We start from the raw sequence: 9755 nt of genomic DNA on the forward strand, positions 1-9755 counted from the left end.
GCTAATCGCCCTCGCTCTCGCGAGACGCTAGGAAAGCTGCGGCTTCCGGACTGTCTCGCCGCATAACGACGGTCTGTCCATTTCCCACTTTGGCCCGCACATGGCCCGCATCCCAAACATCGGCTGCGGCCATGACCTCGCGAAACATCGTGGTCAGCACTCCTTGCGCGTTGGCGAGATAGTCCGGATCATATTTCGCGTAAACCCCCGTCGTCTTTTTCAGGACGCGGTGGCCGAGCAGCGTCTCGATCTCGTCAGTGGGCACGCGGTTAGTGCGCAGGTAGGTCGCGACCGTGTGCCGAATCGTCTTGGCGACAACCTCGTCGCCCAGCCCGAGCGCGCGCCGCAGCGTTCGCCACGCCGTCCGTTTGGAATGGACGCGCGCGCTGTTCGACGCGCGCCAGGCGCGCAGGATGGCGGCCATATCCTCGATCGCCGGCAGGATCGGATTGACCTTCTTCGTGCGCTGCCAGTGTGCCGGATGCAGGTCGACCAGCTTGCGCCCCTCGTCCCATTGCGTGCGCGGGTCGAACTGGCTCGCAGCTTCCGGCCGCGCCGCGGTGGACAGGATCAGCAGGACGAAGCGCAGCATCTCGATGTCGCCTCGCGCGAACCCGACGATCGCGCCCAACTCTTCCATCGACAGAACGCGGTCCTTCGCCTGCGACCGGTACTGGTCGGGCACAGCGGGCACCTTTGGCGCATACGGGATTCGGCCATTGTCGGCATGATGCGTCAGCGCGGCGCGGATGTCGTCGAGGTTGCGCTGGACGCTTTCGCCGCGGACGCCCTTCGCAGAGGTGTGCTTGTAATCCTTCCCGCCCCACGGGACGTCGTAGCTATGCGGGCCCATGCGCCAGACGCGGAAGCGGACGAATAGGTTCGGCGTGATGTCGGCGACGGCCAGATCAAGCCCGGTGTCGGGATCCTGATCGAGGAAACCGATGAAGCACCGCAACGAGCTCGCGATCTGCGCGGGCGACACGACGCTCTTGCCGTGCTCCTCCCAGTACAGGAACAGCAGCGGAATCACCTTTGCCTCGGTGGGATGCTGCGCGCCGCGCGCGCGGGCACTCTCGAAGTGCGCGGTGATCTTGCCCTTGGCGTCCGCTAGGCTCCGGCACCGAGTGCTGCGATAGCTGATCGATCGAGTTTCGGCGTTGTAGCTGGCGATTTGCCAGACGTCGGGCGACTTGCCGTCGCGCCGCTTGTCGAGCCAGAAATCGCCGACGATGTAGGGTGATGTTTCGCGGCCCATGTGGCCTTAAGCTCCTCGGTTTCAGCACGTTGAAGGGAATCGAGCGCGCCGACCTCGACCAGCGCGCGAAGCTCGTCCAGGCTGAAGGACGTGCCAGTTTCGTTGCGCAAAGCGCGTTTGAACTTCTTCGCCAGAGTGGTGATGTCGCTCATAGCGCACTCCAAGGTTGAGGGATGATGTCGTGCCCCACGTAGAGCGGGTGCTTCGGCGTTCCGTCGGCGTTGATCTGGAAGGCGGTGACGCGGGCGCCGGCGGCGGCGAGCAGCCCCAGCACGGCGCGCCCGCGGTCGAGGTGCCGCCCATGCGCGCCCCAAGCTGCGACCAGCGCCACCTTGCGTTCGATCGAGATCAGCGCCGCCAGACGGATCGCTTCGTCGTTCTCCGGTCCGATCGGCTCGGGATGCAGCTTCATCACGCGCGGATCGGTGGCGCGTAGGGCAAACAGATTGACGACCACCACGCCCCCATACGCCCAGGCGCGCGCGCGCTTGGCGAGACCAGCGATCGTCGGATCGAGCTTCTCGTGTGTCGCGGTCGACGGGTTCAGCATGCAGACGACGAGCGGCGGCAGCGCGCGGTCCCAGATCCACGACAGGCTGTAGCGATGGGCCTCGTCGTCGGAGAAGGTGGCGGTGCACTTCATGCCGGAGAGGTCGCTGCGTGATAGGGTCTTCATCGTTCCCCGTCCCGCTTGACGACGACGCCGGGCCGAACGAATTTCAGATCCTCGGTGATCGTGACGATCGCTTTGGTGCCGGTCTTGTAAGGTGGTGACCCGGCGGTCTCGTCCTCGAATCGCACGTCAACGTTACTCCGGGACCTTTCGCGCTCGTTGGCGCTCGAGCGCCTATTTGCAGGCAGACGGCATCTGCGATCAAACGCTCGAGCTCTTTGCTATCCAAGACTGCGTGGTGTTTCCGGACGTGAGTCTCGGTGGTGACGACGTCTTTCATTGCTGCTCGGGCTCCTCGTCCCAATGCTTGTTCAGGATATCGACGACGCGGCGGGCGATCGCTTCCGGCTCGTTTGCGTATGCCGAGACAATCAGGACCGGGAAGTTCAGGCTATGGCTGGTGCTGCCGCTCTCGTTCCGGACCGGCGCGCTCTGGTAGAGCACCGCCCAGGCCGTTCGGTCTGCCGAGTCGAGGTTACGCAGGTAGGCAGTCTGATCGGCAGACCAGCACAAGTGGTCCTTGCTTACGGCGGCGGTCATTGGATGCCAGCTCCTACTACCGGCTCATCCTTGCCGACGAAGGTGGCACTCACATCGCTAGCGACTGAGGTGCCGGTCGAGATCCGCGTCAGGATAGCGAACAGCCGGTCCATTTCGTGCTGTCCGACGATGAACGAATCCTCTGCGGTGTCCGGATGGCTGATCACGATGCTTACCTCGCAATCGGCACCGGCACGCTCTGCGAGCTCGCGAAGGAAGTCGATCGCAGTTGCCGACGCCATCTTGAGCTCGTCGAGCAGGTTCTGGTTTGCTGTCGCCATGTCGCTCATCGGATTACCTTCCCGGCATCGTTCGCGCCCGACCGAGGCTCGCTCTCCCACAATCCAGGCGGATCGAAGCGGTTGAAGCCTTTCGCGGACTGCTCGGTAGGCAGACGATGAGGCAACCCGACCTTCTCCGATGTCGCATTAAATTTTGCGGCGGTGGCTTGGGCCAGATCGATCCCATAATATGCGGCCAGCTTGTCGAGGCAGACAACGACGTCGCCGATCTCTTCCGCAAGGTCCGCGACGGTGGCGCGCGAACCCCGCCAGCTCTGCGCTTCCCGGTGCAGCTTTTTGACGACGTTCAGCACCTCGCCGACCTCTCCTCCAAGCTCGGTGGCGTGGAACAGGCCGCAAGGTAGCTCAGTCTCGCTGCACCACGTCGCCATCCGGTCCGCAGCGACGCGACGCAGCTGGGTCAGAAAGTCCTCGCGCATCGGCGCGGCGGTGGGGGTGTCGTTCATCGGTGTCAGGCTCCCACAAGGTCGCGAAAGAGGATCGGCTGTTCGCTGCCGTCGGCGAAGACGCTGTCGAGCCAGGCAGCGGCGCTGGGTTCGTCGCCGCCCCATTTATCGGGATAGGTGCGCTCGGCGATGAGACGGCGGATAAGCGCCTCCTCTTCAGCGTTGATCAGATCGATGCCGCGTTCCGGCGTGCCGGCTGCGACCGCGCCGGCGCAGACACGGCGCTGAATATCAAGAATCTGCTCAAGGGCAGCGCTCCGCGCTTCCAGCGTCAACGGTCCCATGCGTTGCGGGTTCTTCGCGATCGATCCGTCTTTTAGCCGTTCGACACCGGACTTGCGGTGTCGCTGCGCGGGCAGTCGCATCCAGCGATAGATCGGCCGCAACTCGAGCAGCGGCGTCAGGTGGGTCCACCCCGGCGTCGCGACGATGACTGCAAGCGCCGTATCTTCGGCGGCGAGTGGGCAACCGGTGCAGCCCGTACGAGCGTTGACCTCGACGGCGTCGTCACCGCCATAGGCATCCGCCAAGATCGCGGTGGGCCAGCCCCCGAATTCATCGCGCGGTGCGTAGACCTTTAGCCAATCCCAGACGATGCAAACGCCCCAGTGCAGGATCGGCGCGAGCGTTGCGATCCGACCGCGAATTCCTGGGGAGTTCGGCAGAACCTGTTGATACCAGCCCTGCCCGCACTCGGCACCGTCCTTCGAGCACGACATGCGGATGCGGCCATCGCGGACGGCGCTTTCGCCTTCACGTACGCCGGTGATCGTCAGCAGCGTACCCGGCAGGGATTTGAGCACCTCAGCCATGGCCGCGGCCATTGGATCGACCTTGATCTGGCGAGTGCACCAGCGCAGCGTGTTGTTGTTCGGCGGTGGGACGCCGCGCCCCAAGATGTACGGCATGAAGCGTTTCTCGATCGGCGCGCGGACGACGATCACCTTGATCCAGTTGCGCTCACTCAGCTTGGCCATGATCATTTCCGCGGCGGCCTGAATGGGCGGAAGTTCCTGCCGAGTGTCGGCGTACAGCACGTAAAGGCATTCTGGCCGCGGCAGTTCACCAGCGTCGATCAGATGGACGATCAGCGACAGGGTCGCGGTGCTATCCTTGCCGCCCGACCACGCGACCGCGACGTGTTCGTGCTGATCCCAGTAAGCACGGAGAGACGCGAGGGTCATCTCGACCGCTTCCTCGTGCAGCATACGCGCGCCCCGCGCAAAGAGGTTGTCGACGGCCATTGTTCAGCCTTCACCATTGTTGAGGACGGCGGCACGTGAGGCGAGCCGGTGATAGACAGGGGTGGCGGGCGCACCGACGATGAGCCGGACAATCGCGGGATGGTGGAGCTTGCCGCCGGCACCCATCCAAGTCAGGCGACCGTAGTGGATCCAGTCCTCGGGCAGCTCGGACGCGCCGAACCGCAGCAGCGGCTCGATGTCCTCCGGATGCTCGGCGAGGTAGGAGACGAAGCTCCCAGCCGTCTGCGTACCGCTGACGCCTGCGGCCTGCGCCAATGCTTCCGAGACCTCGGCGAGCCGCCTGATCACCGCGGCGGCGGCGGCGAAGTCCATCGTCGACAGGTCAGTCATGGCAGCACCGTCGCGCAGATGGCACCGACCATGACGACCGCGCATGCGAACGCAGCGCCGCCAAAGACGGTGGCGAACTCGGGGTGCCGACCACGCAGGACCCGGCTGCTCCCCCATAGGAGTAAAACGAAGAGAAAAGTGCCGGCGGCGATCGCCAACGGCAGGCTGGCGCGACTCATGCGAACTCACCGCATCCACGACCGACGAGCTCGCCGTTCTCGCCGCCCGTGAAGTCGCGCCAATGCACCCAACCCTTCGGACAGGCGAAGCCCCACTCGCGGACCTTGGGCCCGGTCATGAACAGCGACACCGCGCGCTCGCCGGGTAGGATCTCAAGACGGTGCAGCGCGTCGGCGCCGCGGCTGCCGATCCACCCGGCCTCGCGCCTGAACGAACCCTCTGGCGTGTGCTCGACGTAGCGGCCCGAGAGCAGCATCGACGTGTTCGGCCACGGGTGGTCGTGCAGCGCGCGGTCATCGTCGCTGCGCAGGATCTCGTGCAGGTAGACGTTCGCGCCCTCATTGCGCGGCACGACCCACCAGCGGCGGAGATACGGTGCGGCGGCCTCGCCGATGATGAAGTCCGGCGCACGCGCCATGACGTCCTGCGCCCATTCCGCCATATCGGCGGCGGTGGCGTATCCGATGCTCATACCGATGCTCCCGCGCCGGCACGCCGGCAGTAATCGATGAAAGAGAGGTTGCAGTCGGCGTCGAGCCAGGCCTGATAGCGGCGCTGGCTGCGCGTCAGCTTGGGCGGCGGGGGGCTGTTCGCGGCGACGAACTCCCGGCCCTCGTCGGTGACGAAGAATGCATCCATGCCGCCATACATCTCGACGTTCGCCCGGCGCTTCATCAAACCGGCCTCGAACAGCGCTATGCAGTGAGGGTGATCGTCGCTCCCGGCACCGGTGACGAAGTGCGAGCGATATTGGTCACCCTGACCATACTGGTCGACACCGAGGGCGTGCTGCAGGATATGCAGCTGGCGTGCGGCGGCGCCCGCGCGCACCGTAGGCGCAGAGACGATGATTGGACGATCAGTCATGACCGATTCCGATGTTGCGGAGTTTGAAATGCCCCTGAAGTTTCAGGGCACGCTTGCCGGCGACCCGCAATTCGAGGGTATGAAGCGGCGGGTAACGATCACCCGGGCGGCTATCCTCAAGGCGATCGACCTGCCCCTCACCTTCGCGACGCAGGACATCTACGACGAGTTCTTCTCCGACATCTGGATGCAGGTGAGGAGCGAGGCTTGGCACAAACGGCCGGAGGGCGGCGCGATCCGCATCGACGTCGAAGACATCAGGGACGGGGAGCCGGGCGGAAACTGAACCACGCTTCACGACGGCATCCCGTCATGCTGGACGCCATTAAGCAGGCGCCCGGCGGCACTATTGTCCGGCCTCCGAACAACATGGAACTCGCCGCCACGGCGATCTTCGTCCGCGCGCCTGCGCTTCTCCGCCAAGACGCGTCCGAGCAGGTCATAGTCGTAGCGCTCAAAGCGCGTACCCTCGCCGATCATAGCGCACCCCGCATACGGACCGGGCCCGTGTCAGGCGTGTGGGGCTTGGCGGCGTCCCAGCGCGTCTCATCGACTTCGAACGGCGGACGTTCGCGGTTCCGGTGGCGGCAAAGCACCTTCCCGTTGCGCGTTGGCACGGTCGACAGGCGGCGGAGCGGCAGGAAGTGACCGGTGGTCACCTCGACGTTGCGATACTGGGCCATCAGCGCACCGCCTGCGCGGCGGGTGCCTGCTGCGCCTGGTGGACGAAGACCGGGAGGGCGTTGAACAGCATCGACGCCACCAGGATCACGGCGGCGATCAGCACGACCCGCGTCAGAACGAATTCCAGAAGCTCGGCGTTGGCGCGCATCCGATCGTTCTGGCGGCGCGCTGCGCGCTCCTCGTCAGCTATGCGGAACCAGTCGGCTGGCGTAAGTTCGATCGGCGCGACTTCGCGATCGCGCTGCTGCGCGATGGGGGTGCGGTCCATCTTCATATCGTGGCATCCGTCCATTTGATCTCGCCCGAGGGCGTGATGATTTTGACACGCCGACCGTCGCGAGATTTCACGAGCAGCGGGCAACGGAGGTAGATCGTCTTGTAGATGTCCCAGGGGTCGCTGGGGTTCGGCATCAGCAGCGGCACCTGATACGACCAGACCTTCTTGGCGCTGCTGCCGGGCTTCCGCGTCTCGAGCGTGGCGATCTGCTCCTTGGTCCAGGGCGAACCCTCGACCGCGGTTCCCTGCCAGACGTCATGCATCGACGGTCGAACCTTGGGCCCGGACTGGAGCGCGATCTTAATCTCGAGCGCGGACAGGCGCGGCGTTTCTGCTGCGTCGGTCATCAGCCGGAATATCCCGTATAGGCGTGACAGGCACCGCGCGCCGCGGCGTCGAGACGCAGCGCCTCGCGATAGTCGGCATCAGCGCGGGCGAGCGCAGCCTCGGTCACGCGGACATGCTCGGCGCGGCCCTTACGCTCGGCCTCGAGCGCGACCGTCATCTGCCGCGCGCTGGGCTTGCGGTTAATCTTGGAGCGCTTGATCTCGTTGGCGTCGATCGCGAGGATCGCCATGAAGGCATCGCAGTCGAGGCCGATCCGCTCCGCACGGAGCCCGATCTCAGACGCCAGATCGCGCACATACGCTTTCACCGCAGCCTGCACGTTCAAGTCATTGCGGACCCGCTCGTAACGCAGCTTGGCCTTCTCTGCCCGCATCCGGGCGAATACCGGGCGAAGCTCTGCGATAGCCAGATCAAGGTCGGGATCACGCGTCATCGCGGCGCGCCCTCGACATACGCCCAGCGCGCGCGGTGCGGCGACGCCTTCGCGTATGCCTTGCCCGCCTCGAAATGGTCGACGCGATACTTCGCCTGCCAAGTGCGCAGGCCGATGCTGTCCTTCTCCCGGTGCGCGCCCGAGCAGAGCGGCACGGCGTGATAGTCGGGGCTCTTGAGGCCAACGCCTTTCATGCCGTCAGCATCGGAGTGCGACGCTTCCATCACGCCGGAGCAGACATGCCCCGCCCGCCCCTCAATCAGGCAGGGGCGCTTCCGCAGCCAAGCAAGGTGGGTCGGGAAACGCCGGTCGGCATCCGCCTTCATGCTGTTGCGCTGGCGCGGCCGGACATCGACGCGGAACATCAGCGCTCGACCAATACGTAATGGGTGATCCCGCACAGGTCGCCGTGGTCACGGTTCCAGCGGCGCTCCCACGCGCCCGCCCGGCGCGGCGGCTGGAAATAGTCGAACTCGGATTCGAAGACGCACTGGATCTGCACCAGCGTCTGCGGCGGGAGCGGGCAATCGCCCCCTGCCCATGCGATCGGCTGCGCCTGCTCGGCGTCCAGCCCATCAAGCAACACCTTGTCGGTGACTGCCTTGCTGAAAACTTCGGGTGGTAGCAGGGCCACTTCGATCTCCTCGCCACCTGCATGCCGCACGGCGCGGCTGATCAGGTGGCGAGGAGAACTTTATGCGGGGAGTTTCCCGCAGTCAATAGGAGCGCGGGATGTTTCCCGCTTTTTTATCAGCTGGAGGCCTTCAGGCCCACGCATTGTTTCCAAATTCCGCCAATCGTGCCGAACTTTTTGCGCCACTCCACGCGGCTGCCTGCACCTTCGGGGATCACCGTGAAGGCCATCGAAACGCCTCCATAGCCATTCTTGATCAGGACGACCTTGGACCCGTTGTCTTGGTCCAAGGCGGCCGTGTTATTCTTGTTCGCAAGGCAGAACGCGACCTTGTTGGCCGAGTCTTGCGAATGAAATGTCTCGGTGACCGGGCCATTCAAGACGGTTTGCGTAGAGGCGCAACCTGCCAAAAGAGCCGCTGCCCCCAGCGTACCCAAAACTAGGACCTTCATCATATTCCCCCGTTTCACCTCGCACAGCGCGAGGCATTCCTACATCCCGAAAGCCTCATCCCAGGGCATGACCCGGTGGACCTCCCGGTAAAGCCTCGAATCCAACCTGAAGATTGCTGGCGGATTGAATTGCTCGAGCTCGATATACGTTGCGGACCGACGCACCAGTCGCTTGATAAGCACGCCCGCGGCATCTGCGCCATCGGTACGATCTCGCAGGTAAACAACGACATAATCCCGCATATTTGGCGGGCGCTTAGGGTCGACGATGATCCCTTGACCGCTCTCGTATGCTGGCTCCATCGAAACGCCGGCGACGTACAGGCCATAGATATCGCGTCGGTTCATCAGGTTGGGTGGCCGCCGGAAACGGTCCACCACTTCTGCCATGTTCAGATCGGTTTGTTCGATCGCGAGGCTTCCATCGAAATCGCCACTGAACTGCTGTTCCCCGCCCAACGCGGTGCCGTACACAGGTATATCCTGAAGCATATCCTGTGGTTCGGGGATCAATGCTCGGATCTCGCTCGAAGGCTCAAGTCCGGCCCCTGGTTGATCAGTGGTGCCTTGCAGGTAATCAACAGTGGTTTCGAGAACCCCAGCGAGAGCTTGCAAGCGAGACGCAAGTGGTCGAGCACCACGCCGAATATCACGTATTAGGTCCGGCTTGCCCACTGCCGTAAGTGACGCTTTGCGATCACTCACGCCGAGCGCGTTCAGTCGCTCGTCGATTCGATCTATGAGAACGATATTCGGTTCAGCCATGCGGGCTTCCTCCCGCAAACCGACCGAAAACGCATGCGGGAAGTTTCCCTTGACAGGTGCGGGACGCGGCCCGCATATAGGCGTTGCAATCACGAGAGCGACGCAATGCCAGAGACGCCATTCCTTGCCGACGTAGACCGATTTCTCGCCGCTTCGAGGATGGCTGAAAGCGCGTTCGGTCGCGCCGCGGTAAACGACTGGAAGTTCATTTCCCAGTTGCGTGCTGGCCGCCGGGTATGGCCCGAGACCGAGGCGAAGGTTCGGAAGTTCATGGCTTCATATCGTCCGGCCAACCAAGAGC

Annotated in this window: 19 protein-coding genes; 1 reads left to right on the forward strand and 18 read right to left on the reverse strand. The window is 64.1% G+C overall.

Annotated elements, in window-relative coordinates:
- Window position 1: 1 nt before the first annotated feature.
- From RI03_RS17355 to RI03_RS17400, 10 genes are all read right to left on the reverse strand, one after another.
- Complete coding sequence (locus tag RI03_RS17355) at window positions 2–1258, reverse strand: tyrosine-type recombinase/integrase (protein WP_010218881.1); 1257 nt, start codon at window positions 1256–1258, stop codon at window positions 2–4.
- Between the two features lie 148 nt (window positions 1259–1406).
- Window positions 1407–1934, reverse strand: a complete 528-nt coding sequence (locus RI03_RS17360; RefSeq protein WP_037515522.1) for a DUF1643 domain-containing protein — start codon at window positions 1932–1934, stop codon at window positions 1407–1409.
- The gene (locus RI03_RS25135) at window positions 1931–2059 is read right to left on the reverse strand and encodes a hypothetical protein (protein ID WP_274517568.1); all 129 of its coding nucleotides are present in this window, start codon (window positions 2057–2059) and stop codon (window positions 1931–1933) included. The genes RI03_RS17360 and RI03_RS25135 overlap by 4 nt, the downstream gene beginning before the upstream one ends.
- A gap of 148 nt (window positions 2060–2207) precedes the next feature.
- A complete protein-coding gene (locus RI03_RS17365; RefSeq protein WP_010218884.1) occupies window positions 2208–2471 on the reverse strand; it encodes a hypothetical protein in 264 nt (87 codons plus the stop codon).
- The gene (locus tag RI03_RS17370; protein WP_010218885.1) at window positions 2468–2761 is read right to left on the reverse strand and encodes a hypothetical protein; all 294 of its coding nucleotides are present in this window, start codon (window positions 2759–2761) and stop codon (window positions 2468–2470) included. The genes RI03_RS17365 and RI03_RS17370 overlap by 4 nt, the downstream gene beginning before the upstream one ends.
- Window positions 2758–3219 (reverse strand): MazG-like family protein, encoded by a 462-nt coding sequence (locus RI03_RS22330; RefSeq protein WP_010218886.1) that lies wholly within the window; start codon window positions 3217–3219, stop codon window positions 2758–2760. The genes RI03_RS17370 and RI03_RS22330 overlap by 4 nt, the downstream gene beginning before the upstream one ends.
- 5 nt (window positions 3220–3224) lie before the next feature.
- Window positions 3225–4463, reverse strand: a complete 1239-nt coding sequence (locus tag RI03_RS17380; protein WP_010218887.1) for a phosphoadenosine phosphosulfate reductase domain-containing protein — start codon at window positions 4461–4463, stop codon at window positions 3225–3227.
- A 3-nt stretch (window positions 4464–4466) separates the two neighbouring features.
- Window positions 4467–4814: a hypothetical protein gene (locus tag RI03_RS17385; RefSeq protein ID WP_010218888.1), complete on the reverse strand. Its 348-nt coding sequence runs from the start codon at window positions 4812–4814 to the stop codon at window positions 4467–4469.
- 175 nt (window positions 4815–4989) lie between these two features.
- Window positions 4990–5466 carry a hypothetical protein gene (locus RI03_RS17395; RefSeq protein ID WP_010218890.1) on the reverse strand — a complete coding sequence of 159 codons (477 nt, stop codon included), beginning with the start codon at window positions 5464–5466 and terminating at the stop codon, window positions 4990–4992.
- Window positions 5463–5861, reverse strand: a complete 399-nt coding sequence (locus tag RI03_RS17400) for a hypothetical protein (RefSeq protein WP_010218891.1) — start codon at window positions 5859–5861, stop codon at window positions 5463–5465. The genes RI03_RS17395 and RI03_RS17400 overlap by 4 nt, the downstream gene beginning before the upstream one ends.
- Here RI03_RS17400 and RI03_RS17405 point away from each other — a divergent pair.
- Complete coding sequence (locus tag RI03_RS17405) at window positions 5860–6147, forward strand: hypothetical protein (protein ID WP_010218892.1); 288 nt, start codon at window positions 5860–5862, stop codon at window positions 6145–6147. The two genes, RI03_RS17400 and RI03_RS17405, sit on opposite strands and share 2 nt — an antisense overlap.
- Before the next feature lie 190 nt (window positions 6148–6337).
- Here RI03_RS17405 and RI03_RS17415 read toward each other — a convergent pair whose 3' ends face one another.
- From RI03_RS17415 to RI03_RS22860, 8 genes are all read right to left on the reverse strand, one after another.
- Complete coding sequence (locus RI03_RS17415) at window positions 6338–6544, reverse strand: hypothetical protein (RefSeq protein ID WP_010218894.1); 207 nt, start codon at window positions 6542–6544, stop codon at window positions 6338–6340.
- Window positions 6544–6813, reverse strand: a complete 270-nt coding sequence (locus RI03_RS17420; RefSeq protein ID WP_037515523.1) for a hypothetical protein — start codon at window positions 6811–6813, stop codon at window positions 6544–6546. The genes RI03_RS17415 and RI03_RS17420 overlap by 1 nt, the downstream gene beginning before the upstream one ends.
- A 2-nt stretch (window positions 6814–6815) precedes the next feature.
- On the reverse strand, window positions 6816–7169 hold the full coding sequence (locus RI03_RS17425; RefSeq protein ID WP_010218896.1) for a hypothetical protein: 354 nt from the start codon (window positions 7167–7169) through the stop codon (window positions 6816–6818).
- Window positions 7169–7603: a hypothetical protein gene (locus RI03_RS17430; RefSeq protein WP_010218898.1), complete on the reverse strand. Its 435-nt coding sequence runs from the start codon at window positions 7601–7603 to the stop codon at window positions 7169–7171. The genes RI03_RS17425 and RI03_RS17430 overlap by 1 nt, the downstream gene beginning before the upstream one ends.
- Window positions 7600–7968, reverse strand: a complete 369-nt coding sequence (locus tag RI03_RS17435) for a hypothetical protein (RefSeq protein WP_010218899.1) — start codon at window positions 7966–7968, stop codon at window positions 7600–7602. Before RI03_RS17435 ends, RI03_RS17430 begins: the two co-directional genes overlap by 4 nt.
- On the reverse strand, window positions 7968–8237 hold the full coding sequence (locus RI03_RS17440; RefSeq protein WP_138995709.1) for a hypothetical protein: 270 nt from the start codon (window positions 8235–8237) through the stop codon (window positions 7968–7970). Before RI03_RS17440 ends, RI03_RS17435 begins: the two co-directional genes overlap by 1 nt.
- A 116-nt stretch (window positions 8238–8353) precedes the next feature.
- The gene (locus RI03_RS17445; RefSeq protein ID WP_238542431.1) at window positions 8354–8692 is read right to left on the reverse strand and encodes a hypothetical protein; all 339 of its coding nucleotides are present in this window, start codon (window positions 8690–8692) and stop codon (window positions 8354–8356) included.
- Between the two features lie 36 nt (window positions 8693–8728).
- Window positions 8729–9454 (reverse strand): S24 family peptidase, encoded by a 726-nt coding sequence (locus tag RI03_RS22860; protein WP_081504250.1) that lies wholly within the window; start codon window positions 9452–9454, stop codon window positions 8729–8731.
- Window positions 9455–9755 lie beyond the last annotated feature (301 nt).

Source organism: Sphingomonas sp. PAMC 26621 (genome assembly GCF_000251145.1).
Lineage (GTDB): Bacteria > Pseudomonadota > Alphaproteobacteria > Sphingomonadales > Sphingomonadaceae > Sphingomonas.